Source organism: Sporosarcina sp. FSL K6-3457 (assembly GCF_038007285.1).
Classification (GTDB): domain Bacteria; phylum Bacillota; class Bacilli; order Bacillales_A; family Planococcaceae; genus Sporosarcina.
In genome coordinates this window covers 1643732-1660176 of sequence record NZ_JBBOWX010000001.1, presented here as the reverse complement: position 1 = coordinate 1660176, position 16445 = coordinate 1643732, and the positions used below count along the sequence as shown (strand labels likewise).

General features: G+C 41.4%; 15 protein-coding genes. 8 read left to right on the top strand and 7 right to left on the bottom strand.

The genetic code is table 11. The features are described from left to right. Positions 1 to 131 precede the first annotated feature (131 nt). Complete coding sequence (locus tag N1I80_RS08115; protein WP_340737386.1) at positions 132 to 2027, bottom strand: PrkA family serine protein kinase; 1896 nt, start codon at positions 2025 to 2027, stop codon at positions 132 to 134. Positions 2028 to 2177: 150 nt separating this feature from the next. Continuing rightward, positions 2178 to 3005 carry a DUF368 domain-containing protein gene (locus N1I80_RS08110; protein ID WP_340737385.1) on the bottom strand — a complete coding sequence of 276 codons (828 nt, stop codon included), beginning with the start codon at positions 3003 to 3005 and terminating at the stop codon, positions 2178 to 2180. 248 nt (positions 3006 to 3253) lie between these two features. Between N1I80_RS08110 and N1I80_RS08105 the strand changes: the two genes are divergently transcribed. The 3 genes from N1I80_RS08105 to N1I80_RS08095 are packed head-to-tail and all read left to right on the top strand — an operon-like array spanning position 3254 to position 4404. Further along, a complete protein-coding gene (locus tag N1I80_RS08105) occupies positions 3254 to 3466 on the top strand; it encodes a helix-turn-helix transcriptional regulator (RefSeq protein WP_340739994.1) in 213 nt (70 codons plus the stop codon). Then, positions 3463 to 3945, top strand: coding sequence for a hypothetical protein (locus N1I80_RS08100; protein WP_340737384.1), 483 nt, complete (start codon positions 3463 to 3465; stop codon positions 3943 to 3945). Before N1I80_RS08105 ends, N1I80_RS08100 begins: the two co-directional genes overlap by 4 nt. 21 nt (positions 3946 to 3966) lie before the next feature. Further along, positions 3967 to 4404 (top strand): hypothetical protein, encoded by a 438-nt coding sequence (locus N1I80_RS08095; RefSeq protein WP_340737383.1) that lies wholly within the window; start codon positions 3967 to 3969, stop codon positions 4402 to 4404. A gap of 46 nt (positions 4405 to 4450) precedes the next feature. On the opposite strand, the gene N1I80_RS08090 is transcribed toward N1I80_RS08095, so the two are convergent. Beyond that, positions 4451 to 5599, bottom strand: a complete 1149-nt coding sequence (locus N1I80_RS08090) for an acyl-CoA dehydrogenase family protein (RefSeq protein ID WP_340737382.1) — start codon at positions 5597 to 5599, stop codon at positions 4451 to 4453. Positions 5600 to 5646: 47 nt separating this feature from the next. Further along, positions 5647 to 6795 carry a thiolase family protein gene (locus N1I80_RS08085; RefSeq protein WP_340737381.1) on the bottom strand — a complete coding sequence of 383 codons (1149 nt, stop codon included), beginning with the start codon at positions 6793 to 6795 and terminating at the stop codon, positions 5647 to 5649. Between the two features lie 351 nt (positions 6796 to 7146). Between N1I80_RS08085 and rpoN the strand changes: the two genes are divergently transcribed. Then, positions 7147 to 8451, top strand: a complete 1305-nt coding sequence (rpoN, locus tag N1I80_RS08080) for an RNA polymerase factor sigma-54 (RefSeq protein ID WP_340737380.1) — start codon at positions 7147 to 7149, stop codon at positions 8449 to 8451. 46 nt (positions 8452 to 8497) lie between these two features. Here the strand turns inward: rpoN and trhO are convergent, their stop codons facing one another. Continuing rightward, the gene (gene trhO, locus N1I80_RS08075; RefSeq protein ID WP_340737379.1) at positions 8498 to 9472 is read right to left on the bottom strand and encodes an oxygen-dependent tRNA uridine(34) hydroxylase TrhO; all 975 of its coding nucleotides are present in this window, start codon (positions 9470 to 9472) and stop codon (positions 8498 to 8500) included. A gap of 327 nt (positions 9473 to 9799) precedes the next feature. Between trhO and N1I80_RS08070 the strand changes: the two genes are divergently transcribed. From N1I80_RS08070 to N1I80_RS08060, 3 genes are all read left to right on the top strand, one after another. Beyond that, entirely contained in the window at positions 9800 to 11311 is a 1512-nt protein-coding gene (locus N1I80_RS08070; RefSeq protein ID WP_340737378.1) for a polysaccharide deacetylase family protein, read from the top strand. A gap of 100 nt (positions 11312 to 11411) precedes the next feature. Then, positions 11412 to 11795, top strand: coding sequence for a GntR family transcriptional regulator (locus tag N1I80_RS08065; protein WP_340737377.1), 384 nt, complete (start codon positions 11412 to 11414; stop codon positions 11793 to 11795). Between the two features lie 3 nt (positions 11796 to 11798). Beyond that, positions 11799 to 12905 (top strand): DUF1648 domain-containing protein, encoded by a 1107-nt coding sequence (locus N1I80_RS08060; RefSeq protein WP_340737376.1) that lies wholly within the window; start codon positions 11799 to 11801, stop codon positions 12903 to 12905. Between the two features lie 166 nt (positions 12906 to 13071). On the opposite strand, the gene N1I80_RS08055 is transcribed toward N1I80_RS08060, so the two are convergent. Next, positions 13072 to 14055 carry an NAD(P)/FAD-dependent oxidoreductase gene (locus N1I80_RS08055; protein ID WP_340737375.1) on the bottom strand — a complete coding sequence of 328 codons (984 nt, stop codon included), beginning with the start codon at positions 14053 to 14055 and terminating at the stop codon, positions 13072 to 13074. A 173-nt stretch (positions 14056 to 14228) separates the two neighbouring features. Further along, entirely contained in the window at positions 14229 to 14513 is a 285-nt protein-coding gene (locus N1I80_RS08050; RefSeq protein ID WP_340737374.1) for a DUF6509 family protein, read from the bottom strand. 217 nt (positions 14514 to 14730) lie between these two features. Between N1I80_RS08050 and N1I80_RS08045 the strand changes: the two genes are divergently transcribed. Beyond that, entirely contained in the window at positions 14731 to 16428 is a 1698-nt protein-coding gene (locus N1I80_RS08045) for a M3 family oligoendopeptidase (protein ID WP_340737373.1), read from the top strand. Positions 16429 to 16445 lie beyond the last annotated feature (17 nt).

Sequence of the window (16445 nt, the reverse complement as noted above, 5' to 3'; positions counted from 1 at the left end):
ATTGAGCGTTATGGTACCGAATTTTCCCTATTATCGCCCCATACAGACTGGGCATATGCGTAATCTGCATGGGCGGTGAATTCATTCATTGAAACGCTAAGGACAATCCTCGAAACTGGTAGCCAACACCATTATCTATTTAACAAACTCCCCACATAGCGCAGCAATTCATTTGCCGAAATGGAATTATAGCCATGTTCATCAATCAGCCTCGCCACGACTTCATTAATTTTCTTCAAATGTGATTCATCTGGCGTTTTGGAGGATGTGGTAATCTTAACAACATCTTTTAAATCGGCAAATAGCTTCTTTTGAATGGCTTCTCGTAAACGGTCATGGGATTTATAATCAAAACGCTTTCCTTTACGTGCATAAGCAGAAATACGAATGAGAATTTCCTCTCGAAATGCTCGTTTGGCATTCTCAGATATGCCAATTTGTTCTTCGATGGAGCGCATAAGTTTTTCATCTGGATTCATTTCTTCGTCTGTTAACGGGTCTCTTAATTTGTTTTTATTGCAAAATGCTTCTACATTATCTAAATAGTTATCCATCAAATTGACCGCAGACTCTTCATACGAATAGACAAATGCCTTTTGCACTTCTTGCTTGGCAATTTCGTCATATTCTTTTCGAGCAGCCGCAATATAATTCATGTATTTCTCGCGGTCTTCTTGTGAAATGGAAGCATGCTGGTCAAGCCCATCCTTCAAGGCACGCAATACGTCAAGCGCATTGATAGCCGGAATTTCCTTACGGATAATGGCTGAAGAAATCCGGTTAATGACATAACGCGGATCAATGCCATTCATCCCTTCATTCGGAAACTCCTTCCTCAAGCCATCCACATCCATCGTGTTAAAGCCTTCTACACTTTCACCGTCATACAAATACATTTTTTTCACAACGTCAATACCTTGTTTTTTAGAAATTTCTAATCGGGTCAAAATAGAGAAAATCGCTGCCACTCGCAAAGCATGTGGTGCAATATGGACGTCTGCAATATCACTTTCGTTAATCATTTTTTCGTAAATCCGCTCTTCCTCGCTGACTTTCAAATTGTATGGAATCGGCATGACAATAATTCTTGAGTGTAATGCCTCATTCTTTTTATTGGCAATGAAGGAACGATACTCCGTTTCATTTGTGTGGGCAACGATAAGCTCATCTGCACTAATAAGCGCAAATCTACCGGCCTTAAAATTCCCTTCTTGCGTCAAAGACAATAAATTCCATAGGAATTTCTCGTCTAATTTCAACATTTCTTGGAACTCCATCATACCTCTATTCGCTTTATTTAATTCCCCATCAAAGCGATAAGCACGTGGATCTGACTCGGACCCAAATTCGGCAATCGTTGAAAAGTCGATACTGCCTGTTAAGTCGGCGATGTCTTGTGATTTCGGATCGGAAGGCGTAAATGTACCAATGCCAACTCGTTTGTCCTCTGAGAAGAAAATACGTTCAACTACAACATTTTCAATATGACCGTCATATTCCTGTTCCAATCGCATTGTATTAAGCGGAGACAAACTACCTTCAATGCGAACACCATATTGTTCTAGAAAATCCTTACGCAAATGATGAGGGATTAAGTGCAGGGGATCCTCATGCATCGGACAGCCTTTGATGGCGTAAACTGCACCTTCATCTGTTTTGGAGTAGCTTTCAAGGCCTCTTTTCAACAAAGTCACAATGGTCGATTTTCCTCCACTAACAGGCCCCATTAACAACAAAATCCGTTTTCGAACATCCAGTCGTTTAGCGGCGGGATGGAAATACTCTTCAACGAGCCTTTCAATTGCCTCTTCCAGACCAAAAATTTCTGCTCCGAAAAAATTGTACAACTTCTGTCCATCTCTCTCCGTCAAACCGGAACTTTTAATCATATGGTATACACGTGAATGTGCCGTTTGAGCAACTTCTTTTCGTTCTTTCACAATGTTCAAGTATTCCGCAAACGTGCCTTGCCATCTCAGCTTGTTTTCTTCTTCTCGGAAACTTTTCACTTGGTTTAATATATCCATTATATTCCCTCCAGTCAGGGCATGGTTTTATCCATAGTATGCATAGGGGGTGGTTATGATGCAGGGCAATCAAGAAAAGCCCAGGGCGTCTGCTAAACAATACAAAAAGCACCAGACTCTAAATGATATTAGAATCCGGTGCTTGTGTGGTTAGTGATGCTCTATAGATGCCTTGTTTGGCGAACTGAACATATTCGCGACAATCAAACCTGTGATAAAAGCAATGACACTCATCACAAATGGCGTACCGCTTTCCGGAATGCCTGGATAGACGACGAACACCGAACCAATGATCAGACCAATAATAGCCGCAAAGGTAATATGCGTGAAATTGGCTAGTAAATAGCTAATGACTTTACTGCTAACGATGAACCCGACAATAACGCCAGCACCAATAACCGCGATGATTGGCAAATTCAAATTGGATAAGGCACCAATTGCTGTTGAATAAACACCTAGCAGTAACAAAATGAATGAGCCGCTAATCCCTGGTAGTAGCATTGCCATACTACCTGCCCATCCGGCCAAAAACAATCCGATTGCGTTTGTAGCTGTCAATGTCGTAATCGGTGTCGTATCCAGTGGTTTAATAAAGGCAGTGGCAGCGAGCGCCGCCCCAACAAGGAAGATAAATAGGAAATGTGTCCATTTAAAATTCTTTTTCACACCAGCCTGTTTTGTAATGAAAGGCAGCACACCAAGAATAAGCCCCATGAAGAAAAACTGGGTAGGTGCATAATAGTTTTTCAACAAAAACTCGATGACTCTACTGAATAGTAAAAGGGTAGCCCCAATTCCAATCCCAAGTGGCAATAAAAAACCAATATGCTTTTTCCAATCGCGGCTGAAAAATCCGCTAATAGACGCTAATAATTCATCATATATCCCGAGAATGAACGCAATGGTTCCCCCGCTCACTCCAGGAATCAGATCGCTGATCCCCATAAAGAATCCTCGATATAAATTTCTCCATTGCATAAATCTTGTTCCCCCAATTTTAAATCAATGTTCATAGTATACCACTTTTACTATTTCATTAGTAAGCGTAGTCGTTACAATAATGTTAACACTAAAAGTAAAGTTAGTTATACATTGTGTATAGTTGACTTTACAAATAGAATGGTTTGTTATACAATTCAGGTAAATCACAATAGAGTGTCCTGCCAACAACGCTTGGCGCTAATGATTATGGTGAAATCACAGGTTCAACATACCAGCAAGGAGGAATCCCGTTGCTTAAAAATCGCGTAAAAGAATTACGAGCACGCTTTAACTTAACGCAAGGTGATTTGGCCGACAAGGTCGGGGTGACGAGGCAGACGATTGTGTCGCTTGAAAAGGGAAGTTACACGCCTTCCCTACTGCTCGCGATGAATATTGCGGAAGTGTTTGACATGCCGATTGAAAAGATTTTTTCGAAGGAGGAGAAAAAGAAATGAGCATGTACATGATGGTGTTTTTGAGGATTATGCTTCTTATATCATTAGCAGTAATGGTTTTTGATTTCTTAAGGGTTGAACAATTATTTATCCAAATGGATCGTGGCTTTATTGATGGGTTTGAAGTATATGTTACACGGTGGCCCGGTCATATCATGATTACTATTGCTGCCCTTTTCATCATCGCAAATCTTATACAATTTTTTCGTGTCTGGAAAAATAAACGTTCTATCAAAAGCGCCTTCTGGGTAGCCGAATATGATATATCCGACGAGCGCACCGTTCAAAATACACATAAAGCAGTCAGTGCCGCATTTACCATTTTACTACTCTATTCATTTCTAATTATCGGATCTTACATGTTCATTCCAAATTATTTCGTTGACTATATTTGGTATCCACTCTTTACGACTGCCTCTATTCCGATTGTTGGATTGTTAACCTATTTAATTACGTATAAAGTACTTCAATATAAATGATAAAGGAAGGTGAATATATTAATGAAAAATTTAACGCTCGCGATTGTACTGAGGATTTTATTTTTCATCACGCTTGGTCTGTATGCGTTCAACGCAAACAATTTCCCCTATTCAAGCCTATATTTCAACATACCTTTTTGGACTGTACTATTCTTGCTCTATTTGCAGTCGAAAATGCAGTATAAAAGCCAGCCAGATGGTAGGCCACTTACAAAGGACCTCGTGTTACCTGAGTTTGCATCAAAAGACGAACGTGAAATTGAACTAACTGGAAAAGCAGCAAAAGATGCATTAACGGCTATTTTTCTCTCTACTCCAGTTTTTTTATTTCTGGCGTCAGCGACTATAATTTTTGAAGGTACACTAACACTTTTACTCCCCTTTTTACTTCTAGTCGCTATCCCAATTATCGGTTTAATTACCTATTATTTTTCGTACCGTCATCATTATTTGCAGTAAAACTAGCAAAAGTGCCAGGAGGTCACTCTGGCACTTTTAGCATACTCTACAACCCCATATTCTTCGCAATAATCACTTTCATAATCTCATTTGTCCCGGCGTAAATAGAGGCTACAGGTATATCCCTGTAACGTCTAGCAATCGTATACTCCTCCATATATCCATAACCACCATGCAGTCGCATGCACTCCGTCGAAATTTCCTGCGCCGTTTCAGTCAGCCAATATTTTGCCATCGACACTTTCGTCACGACGTCCTTACCAGCAATATGGTCCTCAATCAGCGATTCCAGAAATGCTTTTCCAAGCTCAATCTTCGTTGCCATCTCTGCAATTTTAAACTGTGTATTTTGAAATGAAGAGACAGGTTTTCCAAACGCCTGACGAGATTTCACGTAACGGATGGTCGTCTCCAGCATATCCTCCGACGCAATTTGTGCAGCAATCGCAACGACTAATCGCTCCTGCTGGAGTTTCGACATGAGATAACCAAAGCCCTTTCCTTCTTCACCAAGTAAATTGCCAACAGGAACCTGGCAATCTTCAAAGTATAATTCAGCCGTATCCTGCGCATGAAGCCCCACCTTATCGAGTTTTCGCCCTTTCGTAAATCCGGGTGTTCCTTCCTCCACAACAAGTAGGCTAATGCCACGATGCTTCGGTTCTACATGCGAATCTGTTTTCACCACAACGACAAACAAATTGCCGTTAATGCCATTTGTAATGAATGTCTTTTGCCCGTTGACGACATAATGATCTCCGTCGCGAATAGCCGTGGTCTGTACATTCGCCAGATCAGACCCTGTTCCGGGTTCTGTCATGGCAATCCCAGTAATAATATCAGCCGACACACAACCTGGTAGCCAGCGTTTTTTCTGTTCAACTGAACCATACGACTCGATATAAGGCACAACAATATCATTATGCAAGCTGACCCCGACCAAGCTGGTGCCTACCCTTTCTAATTCTTCAGAAATGATAACACCAAAGCTAAAGTCAAGCCCAAGTCCACCATATTCGTCAGCTACTTGCGGACAAAGAAAGCCCATTGCCCCAAGCTTTTTCCAAAATGCAATCGGAATGATACGTTGTTGTTCCCAAGTATCATAATGTGGAACCGCTTCTTTTTGCAAAAACTTTCTTAATGAATCTCGGAACATGATATGCTCTTCGGTTTCAAATTTATATCTACCCATCACTACCTCCCCTTTCTCTTACAGCTCGCTACTTATAATATGTCGGATCACAATCGTTCAATAATCGTCGCGTTAGCCATCCCCATGCCTTCGCAAATGGCCAACAAGCCGTAGCGGCCACCCGTTCTTTCCAATCGATTCATCAACGTCACAAGTAATTTCGTTCCCGTAGCGCCTAATGGATGTCCAAGTGCAATGGCTCCCCCGTCTGGATTCAGTTTTTCAGGGTCTGCCCCAATGTCTTGCAACCAAGCAAGTGGCACTTGTGCAAAGGCTTCGTTCACTTCGTACGTGTCGATATCTTCAATCGTCAGCCCTGCTTTTTGCAATACTTTCCTCGTCGCTTCAATAGGCCCTGTCAGCATAAGTGTTGGGTCTGAACCCGTCACACTGCGAGCGACGATGCGCGCTTTCGGTTTCAAACCAAGCGCGTCTGCTTTGTCACGTGACATGAGCAACACCGCTGATGCGCCGTCACTGATTTGACTCGCATTGCCTGCCGTAATGACACCTTGTTCATCAAAAACTGTTTTCAAGTCAGCGAGTACTTCCATTGTCGTGCCAGGTCGCGGCCCTTCATCGACAGCAAAATGGGTGATTGTGCCATCTTCCTGCTCGACATCAACTGGGACAATTTCCGCCTCGAAATAGCCTTTTTCAATCGCCGATATTGCCTTGAGATGGCTGTCGACTGAATAACGATCCAATGCTTCACGTGTCAGCCCCCATTGTTTGACCATACGTTCTGACGATAAACCTTGGTTAATAATTTCGTATTTGTCCGTCAGTTTGGTACTCGGTTTGACAGCACCTATATTGGACATCATCGGCACGCGCGTCATATTTTCGACGCCGCCTGCAATGACGATATCCATATCACCGGAAGCAATGGCTTGCGCCGCAAAATGGACGGCTTGTTGACTAGAACCACATTGTCGATCAATTGTGACACCTGGCACTTCAATCGGAAAACCTGCAATGAGTAGGGCCGTTCTGGCAATATTACTTGCTTGTTCTCCCGTTTGTGTGACACAACCTAAAATGACATCCTCGACATCTTCCTTGGCAACCTCAGCACGCTGTACGAGCTCATCCAGTACAACCGCCGCTAATTCATCTGGACGATAGTCTGAAAACATCCCTTTTCTACGTCCTACTGCTGTACGAACCCCTTCTACGATTACTACTTCTGTCATGACTACTCCCACTCCTTCTTAGTTTAACGTGGTGACATGCGTATGCCACCATCTAAACGAACGACTTCTCCATTGACATAACTATTTTCCGGCTGAATATAGCCAAGGGCGCATATTCAGCCGGAACGCCTAAGCGTTTTGGAAACTCCACCATGCTCTCACACAAACTTGTATACGCTTTCATAAGTTTGTGAATAAGATTTGGATTCATAATAAGCTATAGAGATGAAATAGTAAACAGTGATGACACCAACCCTGTCAGACTATTCATTTTTCTCGTCGCCAACTAATCCTTTTAGTGCTATAATATATAGAGATTCAACTTATTTCGAACTAAAAGGAAGGGATCTTATGGATCTAGCACTTCATCAGAAGCAAGAATTGCATTTAAAAATGACTTTCGAGCTCAGACAAGCCATTGAATTACTACAATACTCTACCTATGAATTAGAACAATATATTAGACAGCAAGAACTGGAAAATCCTTTAATTGAACTGAAAGAAAAAGACGATCATTTTGCTGATGAAGATCGCTTCAATCGACCTACCAAATCACCTAGTTCCTCTGATATGTCGATAGACGCCAACGAAAGTCATGATACCAATATGAGAGATGAGTTGTTTGAACTTGCCAAACTGTTATTTACAGACGTGCAAACACAAAGACTGCTGAACTATCTCATTTATAATTTGGATGATAATGGCTACTTACAATTTCAAGACCTGGATTATATGAGATTCGATGAACAACAAATCAACGATGGGATTCGCTTACTACAGGCTGTAGGTCCCACCGGCATTGGTGCGCGAAATTTAAAAGAATGCTTGCTACTGCAAATCGAATATGATTACCCAGAAGAACAATTAGCAATGCTTTTAGTGAAAGATCATTTGGAGCTCGTTGCCAATCGTAAATGGAACGATATTGCAACTACATTGAATATCTCCTTGGCACAAGTCAAAGAGCTCTTTGATTTCATCCAAACACTAAATCCGCGACCTTGTTCGTTCATTTCCGATTTTTCAGCAACATATACGACGCCTGATGTGATCGTAGAGTTGAAAAATGAGGAATTAGTCTTCCGTATCAATGACGGTTTCTTGCCATCCATTCAGATGAATAAAGACTATGCGCATCATTTGAATGCTAAAGATGAGTTATCTACACATATTCATGACTATTACAAAAGCTACCAATGGCTGTTGACAAGCATTGAGCAACGCCGCAATACGATGCTTAAAATCATGGGTGTTCTACTAGAAAAACAACATGACTTTTTCAAAAAAGGGTCCTCCTTTTTGAAACCGCTAACACTTGGCGATGTAGCTAAAGAAATAGACATGCATGAATCGACCGTTAGCCGAGCAACGATGAATAAAGTGATGCAGACACCTTTTGGCTCCTTTGACCTTCGGATACTATTTACGTCAAAAGTTACAACCGTTGACGGAGATAGTATTTCACAATCAAATGTCAAAGCATTGCTACAAAGCTTTGTCGCACAAGAAAATAAATTCAAACCCTATTCCGATCAAAAAATAGCAGATTATTTTAAAACGGAAGAAGGCATTACGATTTCCAGACGAACAATTAGTAAATATCGAGAAGAACTAAGAATACCGCCTTCTAGTAGACGCAAAGAAATTGAAGTATAAAAAATCGCCTTAAACAGCATTTGACTGTTTAAGGCGACTTTTTCAATTAAGATACTGTCGTTGCGTTTCTACGCTTTTCAATAGCTTCAAGACGTTCGTCATACTCTTCAACCGTCATATTATGCTCCACGAAATAACGATTACGTGGATGCGTACGGCATGCATCTGAACAACTGCGCATATATAAGTGCTCATTTTCTTCAGAAGTAATGATTTTCGCATTACATTCTGGGTTCGCACAGTTTACGTAACGTTCACATGGCGTCCCGTCAAAATGATCACGTCCAACAATGACTTGCTCGACTTGGTTAATTGGAACAGCAATACGCTCATCAAAGACGTACATTTGTCCGTCCCAGAGCTGACCTTTTGCTACAGGATCTTTACCGTATGTTGCAATTCCGCCGTGTAATTGAGATACATCCTCGAAGCCTTCACGTACAAGCCATCCTGAGAATTTCTCACAACGAATACCACCCGTGCAATATGTCAGGATTTTCTTCCCCTCAAACTGCTCTTTGTTGTCACGAATCCACTCCGGTAAATCACGGAAGTTTTCAATATCCGGACGAACCGCGCCACGGAAATGACCTAAATCGAATTCATAATCATTGCGTGCATCAATGATGATGGTATCTTCCTCTTGCATTTGTTTGAACCACTCTTCAGGGCTCAAGCGTTTACCTGTCAGCTCATTCGGATTGATATCTTCATCAAGGCTCAGGTTCACAATTTCCTCACGCGCGCGTACATGCATTTTCTTGAAGGCGTGTCGATCCGTGTCGTCGATTTTGATAACCATATCCGCAAAACGTTCATCCTTTTTCAGTAGGTCCATATAAGCGTCCGTCTGTTCAATCGTTCCAGAACATGTACCATTGATGCCCTCAGTACCGACTAAAATACGACCTTTTAGCCCAATTTCTTTACAAGCCTTCAAATGTTCAGTTGCAAATGTTTCTGGGTCTTCGATAGGTACGTATTTATAATACAGAAGAACCCGATAAGTACTTTTTTCCAATTTTCCAACCACCTTGTTTTTTTATAATTGCATGTTATAAGTCAACAACCGGATCGGTATTAAGTGTAAACATACAAAAGATGCCCGTATATGCACAATACGAAACGATACTATTGTACCATAAGTCTAGAAATCGCAAAAGGGATTTCCATTGACCAACAGTCAGTGTCTTCCAAATCCATATCTATCATTGGTCTAGTACTGTCTTTCATGTATACTGATAGAATATGTTTATCACTACCGTTCGACATCTTTCTATATTTTTCATGAAACTTTCTACTAGATTCACCCGTCTAACTTTTTACAACCAATAAAGGAGCCCTCAGCATGACAAAAACACATCGTAAGCGCCGTTCGACTTGGATTGACATTACATTTTCTGTAGCCATCATTACACTAACCGTAGCAGCCATTTATTTAATTTCACTAAACAATAAAGACACAGCTGCCGCACCCCCAAAAATACAAGCTGCTGACCCGACTCCTGTAGTAATCGATACAATCGACTCCAGCTATCCAGGCATCAAAATTAATACTGAGACTTCAAATGATACATACTCTCCATTCGCTATTCAGTATCCACAAAGTTTACATAGTACGTTCAATGACGCGATTTCCACTTATATTTCGCAGGCAAAACAAGGCTATTTAACTGCAATAGAGAAAAATAGAGCAATAGCCAGTGATTTAAAAGGTGAATTGAATATTTCTTTTGAAACGCTGTCCCACCACTCTGGTAATTATTCATTTGTTATTGTCAATGTTAGTTCTATCGACGGAATGAACGGCTCAACAGAAATCCGTTCCTTTCATTTAAATCCTGAAACCGGAAAAATTATTTCCATTGAAGATATCTTCGAATTTGATTTGAAACGACTAGAAACACTTTCTAGCTTAGTAAGAGATTATCTGTATACTGACGTTGCTTTAAAAGACTCTCTTTTCCATGAAGAAGAGCTCCATATAAACACAGAACCAACTTGGGGAAATTATACTAATTTCGCCCTAACGGATGAGTCTATTATCTTTTATTTCGATGAACACAAACTAGCCGCCAAAGCAGTTGGACCTCCAATTGTCGCGATTGCCCTTGAAGATGTCAACGACCTACTGGCGGATGAATTCAAGCTCAAAATCCAAGCGCCTGATCAAGAACAAGACGATGATCAAGTCATTGAAAACTCTAATGACGGTGCAACTACCGAACCACCTATTACTAATGAAAAGCCAGATAACGACGATCTAGATTCTGAGGGAACAACAATACCTGATGCTCCGGAGAATACTGGCGTAAAAAAAGTTGCACTGACCTTCGATGATGGACCCGACCCAAAGGTAACGACACAAATACTTGAGACATTAGAAAAATATGATGCAAAAGCAACATTCTTCATGCTTGGTAGCCGTGTTGAATACTATCCTGATATCGCAAAAAATGTAAAAGATGCAGGCCATGAACTGGGCAGCCATACATGGAATCACCCAGATTTGACAAAAGCAAATGTGGAAAAAGTGCGTGACGAGATTAATCGGACATCATCTATAATTGAAACGGTAACCGGAACGAAAGCAACAGCTTTCAGACCGCCTTACGGTGCGGTAAATCAAATGGTACGTAGCCAAACTGACTTACCTATCGTCCTGTGGGATGTCGATACACTCGATTGGAAACACCGAGATCCACAGCAACTGTTAGCGAAGGTAATGGAAAAGACGAAGGATGGCAGTATCATCCTCATGCACGATATCCACCAAGCAACAGCTGATGGCCTTGATGCTGTTCTTGCTTATTTACAAAGTGAAGGCTATGTTTTTGTGACAGTTTCAGAGATGGAATAATGATAATATCCCTTGGACAGTAACTGTTCAGGGGATTTTTTTCTTGAGGAATGCTCCATTATTTGTTATACTAAAACTAGAACAGTCGGGAGGTATCACCATGTTTATTCAAATAGAGCCTTCTTCGGATATTCCGATTTATACACAATTGGCTAATCAGTTAATTGAACTGATTGCCCGTAGGGAGCTTACCGGCGGAGATGCCTTGCCTTCCGTACGCTCATTGGCGGCAGATTTAAGTATGAATATGCATACAGTTAACAAGGCCTATCATGCGTTAGAGAAGAAAGGCATCATTGAAATTGTCCCGAAATCGGGGGCGATTATTAATTCGCCTGTCCAAGATGGCATACGAAGCAGCCATCTCGAAAGAATTTTAGAGGAATTGAAACCGATACTTGCTGAAGCTATTGTGCTTGGAATGGGGAAGGAGGATCTTGTAGCACTTGCATCATCTATTATTGAAGACATCAAGGGGGAATAAAAAATGACGACTACCATTTTGCTACTTATTTTAGGCTTCATTGTCGTTATGGAGTCCGCCATTCCATTTTTGCTTAAACGGACGATTGCTTTCGGTGTTACTATTCCGGAAGGCTATACGGATAATACTGTTGTTGCATCCTACAAAAAAATGTATTCAACCATCATCAGTAGCATCGGCCTCCTCTCACTCTTCGTTTTTGCCATTTGGGCAAACAGCAACACCCTTACCGAAGAACAAATTGTCTTAACAGGATTAGCGATTCAATTCGGCATCCTTTTTCTCGGCATGGCCCTGTATTTATATTTCCATGCAAAAATAACCCAGCTGAAACGCACTAATAACTGGGGGACTGACTTGAAGCAAATACGGATTGTCGACTTAGCCATCCGTACGAAAGATGAAATGCTTCCAACGTCTATCTATGCCTTACCAATAGTAATTACAATTGGTCTTATCGCCTATACCGCAACGCAATACGGCAATATGCCTGATATGATTCCGACGCACTGGGGACCCAATGGACAACCCGATGCTTTCAGCCCTAAAACGCCATTTTCTGTCATTGCCCTTCTACTTATTCAATTAATCATGCAAGGGATGTTACTTGGATTCAATGCGCTAATAAAACGGTCAGGCATTAAATTGAATGCCGCTAAAAGTAAAAGTTCCCAAGTTCAACAGCTATCCTTCCGAAAATATAGCAGTTGGTTTTTGTTCATGACAACTGTACTTTCGACAATTCTGATGAGTTTTCTACACTTATCAACGATTCACGATGGAATTGGTAACACTGCGCTTATGCTCGCTATGCCACTCAGTTTTCTATTATTTATCCTCATCGGGACAGCCATCTACGCCTTCAAAGTCGGCCAAAGTGGTTCACGCATAGATGTTGCATTTGAAGATGAAGCCACACTAGGTGTCACAGATGTTGACGATGACCAATACTGGAAGTTTGGCGCCATTTATGTCAATAAAAATGACCCATCCATTTTCGTCGAAAAAAGATTTGGTGTAGGTTGGACCGTCAACTTTGGACAGCCTCTTGGCTATGTCATCTTATTTGGTCCGTTAGTGCTCATTTTGGTCATTACTTTTCTATTGTAAAATAATAACGAAATGCGGAGGGCGCCTGCTTAGATGCGACAGGCATAAGACGGACTAGCGGCGCGGCGCTTTTTGCCGCATAGCTAGTTTGGCTTATGACCCGAGCATCTGGCGCCCGGAGCTAGACAAAAAAAGCCGCATATGCGGCTTTTTTCATTCCATCTATTCAGCTAAACACGCTCGTACTATGCAGCGGTTGTACTCTTGCTTTCGGATCGATATGCGATTTTGCATGGTTGACAGCAATCGGAGCCTCACCTAGTCCAACAGCAATTAGCTTGACCTTACCATCATAGTTCGTAATATCACCGGCTGCGTAAATGCCTTCAATATTCGTCTCCATACGCGTGTTGACCAAAATAGAGTTGCGATCCATCTCAAGGCCCCATTCTTTCAACGGTCCAAGTGATGAGATATTACCGTAGTTAACGATCAGATGATCAATAGCTAGGTGTTCCTCTGTTCCTTCTTTATCAGCTAGGACAACGCCACTCACAGCCCCTGCTTCGCCCTCAATCGCTTTGACAGCACGTGAAGTTTTGACAACTACTTTTGATTCCATTAGCTGATTGACGCTCGTTTCATGCGCTGTGAAGCGTTCACGACGGTGAACAAGTGTAACGCTTGCTGCGATATCCTCGAGCATAAGTGACCAATCGACTGCTGAGTCTCCCCCGCCACAAACGACAACGTTTTGATCTTTGAAAATTGTTAAATCTTTAATGCCGTAATGCAAGGTCGTTCCTTCAAAGTTGACTTCTTCCTTCAAACCAATTTTCCGAGGTTGGAACGCTCCAATTCCCGCTGTCAGCAAAATCGTACGTGTCAAATGCACGCCTTTATCTGTTTGTAGGATGAAATGATCGCCATCTCGTGTGACCGATAGTGCTGTCTCTCCTAAAATAATTTCTGGCTTGGCATAATGTGCTTGTGTTACTAGATTCGCAACGAAATCCTTCGCAAGAACTTTCGGGAATCCACCAACATCATATATATATTTATCGGGATATAATTCAATGAGTTGACCACCAAGCTGTGGCAAGCTGTCAATAATCTTGACAGACATTTCTCGCATTCCCGCGTAAAACGAAGAGAAAAGCCCTGTTGGTCCTCCCCCGATGATTGTAATATCGACGATTTCGTTGTTCATATGCAAACACTCCTGTTATAGTTTTTCTTTTTCGTCTGGATGAAAAACAAAGACCTCTGCATCCACTTCACTTATTATCTACTAATTCTCTAAAAAAAACACATAATATGTTTTACATTTATAAGAAGAAGTAGAGAAAAGCCTGCACAATTAAATGTACAGGCTAGATTTACTTATTCTCCTCTGTTCGCTTTACAAAATGCAAGGACGATTTCTTTTTCGTCATCCTCTAATTCAAAATCAAGAACTTTTTCAGTTGCACGCTCAAAAAAGTGATACGATGCAATTCGCTCTTCATCTCCATCGACTGCAAAAATGACGCGTAGGCCAGTTCCGCCTTCAGCATAAAGTTCATCTTCTTCGTCTAATGTTAGATAGAGTCGAAATTGATAACGTTCCCCTGCAATAATTCCAGTTGGATCAAGCATTTGATCAACAATATGTTCGTTAATTTCCATAGTTATAACAACCTCTCACTCACAATTTTTCACATAACCATGTACACCTTGCACACTACTCTCCATCATACCCCATTTTCCAAGAAAATGATGCAATAGACTCTTTTTCATCAAAATAGTTTTCCCGTTGAACAAATTTCTTTTGCAATCTGTCCGAACTTCGTGAACAATAGAAACAGTGAAGTATTTCACTAGTAAAGATTCAGGAGGAATTAGCATGTTAAAGTTCGAAGACTATTCATACACAAAACCTGATATGGCAACATTAAAAAAAGAGTTCGAAGTGCTACTTCAGGAATTCCGCACCGCAAGCTCTTATGAACAGCAAAACGAGGTAATGGAAAAGATTAATGCTATCGGTCGCAACTACTCTACACAATCTAATCTTGTCTACATCCGCTCCTCTATCGATACAAATGATGCATTCTATCAAGCGGAACGAGATTATTTCGATGAAATTGGACCTGAGTACCAGGAACTTGAAACCGCTTACTACAAGGAACTCGTGGTGACTCCTTTTAGAGCACAATTAGAAGAACAATGGGGCAGCCAATTATTTGCACTTGCCGATAATGCTATTAAATCCTTTGCACCAGAGATTGTTGAATTGCTGCAAAAGGAAAACAAATTGGCATCTGACTATTCGAAACTTGTTGCATCTGCACAAATCACATTTGATGGTAAGACGCTAACGCTTGCCCAAATGGGACCTTATGCCGAATCGACAGACCGTGCTATTCGTAAATCTGCACTAGAAGCTACACAAAAATTTTATGCAGATAACGGAGAGCAATTCGATACCATCTACGACAAACTCGTTACACTTCGCCACCAAATTGCAACAACACTTGGTTATAAAAACTACGTAGAGCTTGGTTATGTTCGCATGAACCGCATTGATTATGATGCGGATATGGTGAAGAAATTCCGCGATCAAGTACGAGATTTCATCGTGCCACTTGCTAGCCGCCTCTACGAGCGTCAGGCAGAGCGGATTGGCGTCGATACGTTAAAATACCATGACCAGTCTCTTAATTTCTTAACAGGCAATGCAACACCACAAGGCCCTCCTGAATGGATCATTGACAACGGCAAAAAGATGTATGCCGAACTGTCTCCAGAAACAGATACATTTTTCAAGTTTATGACGGACAGAAATTTATTGGACGTTGAAGCGAAGAAAGGAAAAGAAGCAGGTGGTTATTGTACATTCATCGATGACTATGACTCACCGTTCATTTTCTCCAACTTCAATGGTACTTCTGGAGATATTGATGTACTGACGCATGAAGCAGGGCATGCGTTCCAGGTGTATTCAAGTCGTAATATCGGCATTCCAGAATATATGTGGCCGACCTACGAAGGGGCAGAAATCCATTCCATGAGCATGGAATTTTTCACATGGCCCTGGATGGAACTCTTTTTCAAAGAACAGACAGACAAATACAAATTTTCACATCTAAGTGATGCACTACTCTTTTTACCATACGGTGTTGCTGTGGATGAATTCCAGCATGTTATCTATGAAAATCCACAAATGACGCCAGCCGAGCGTAAAGCAGCTTGGAAAAAAATTGAGCAAATCTATTTACCAATGCGCGATTATGACGGCATCGAATACTTGGAATCCGGTGCCGTCTGGCAACGTCAAGGACATATTTACGAAAGCCCTTTTTATTATATTGATTATACGCTGGCACAAATTTGTGCGTTCCAATTTTGGAAACGTTCACGTGAAGACCACGAGGCGGCTTGGAAGGACTATTTACATTTATGTACCCTCGGCGGCTCGAAGTCATTTACGAAACTCGTTGCTGAAGCAAACTTGATTTCTCCATTTGAAGATGGCTGTGTGGAATCAGTCATTGGCACCATTGAATCATGGCTGGATTCAGTAGACGACAAGGCTTTATAAGCATGTTAAAAGGGGCT

Bases quoted from the DNA above. Each gene is read 5' to 3' on its own strand.
- N1I80_RS08115 (WP_340737386.1), bottom strand. From the start codon at position 2,027: ATGGATATATTAAACCAAGTGAAAAGTTTCCGAGAAGAAGAAAACAAG.
- N1I80_RS08110 (WP_340737385.1), bottom strand. From the start codon at position 3,005: ATGCAATGGAGAAATTTATATCGAGGATTCTTTATGGGGATCAGCGAT.
- N1I80_RS08100 (WP_340737384.1), top strand. From the start codon at position 3,463: ATGAGCATGTACATGATGGTGTTTTTGAGGATTATGCTTCTTATATCA.
- N1I80_RS08095 (WP_340737383.1), top strand. From the start codon at position 3,967: ATGAAAAATTTAACGCTCGCGATTGTACTGAGGATTTTATTTTTCATC.
- N1I80_RS08090 (WP_340737382.1), bottom strand. From the start codon at position 5,599: ATGGGTAGATATAAATTTGAAACCGAAGAGCATATCATGTTCCGAGAT.
- N1I80_RS08085 (WP_340737381.1), bottom strand. From the start codon at position 6,795: ATGACAGAAGTAGTAATCGTAGAAGGGGTTCGTACAGCAGTAGGACGT.
- rpoN (WP_340737380.1), top strand. From the start codon at position 7,147: ATGGATCTAGCACTTCATCAGAAGCAAGAATTGCATTTAAAAATGACT.
- N1I80_RS08070 (WP_340737378.1), top strand. From the start codon at position 9,800: ATGACAAAAACACATCGTAAGCGCCGTTCGACTTGGATTGACATTACA.
- N1I80_RS08065 (WP_340737377.1), top strand. From the start codon at position 11,412: ATGTTTATTCAAATAGAGCCTTCTTCGGATATTCCGATTTATACACAA.
- N1I80_RS08060 (WP_340737376.1), top strand. From the start codon at position 11,799: ATGACGACTACCATTTTGCTACTTATTTTAGGCTTCATTGTCGTTATG.
- N1I80_RS08055 (WP_340737375.1), bottom strand. From the start codon at position 14,055: ATGAACAACGAAATCGTCGATATTACAATCATCGGGGGAGGACCAACA.
- N1I80_RS08050 (WP_340737374.1), bottom strand. From the start codon at position 14,513: ATGGAAATTAACGAACATATTGTTGATCAAATGCTTGATCCAACTGGA.
- N1I80_RS08045 (WP_340737373.1), top strand. From the start codon at position 14,731: ATGTTAAAGTTCGAAGACTATTCATACACAAAACCTGATATGGCAACA.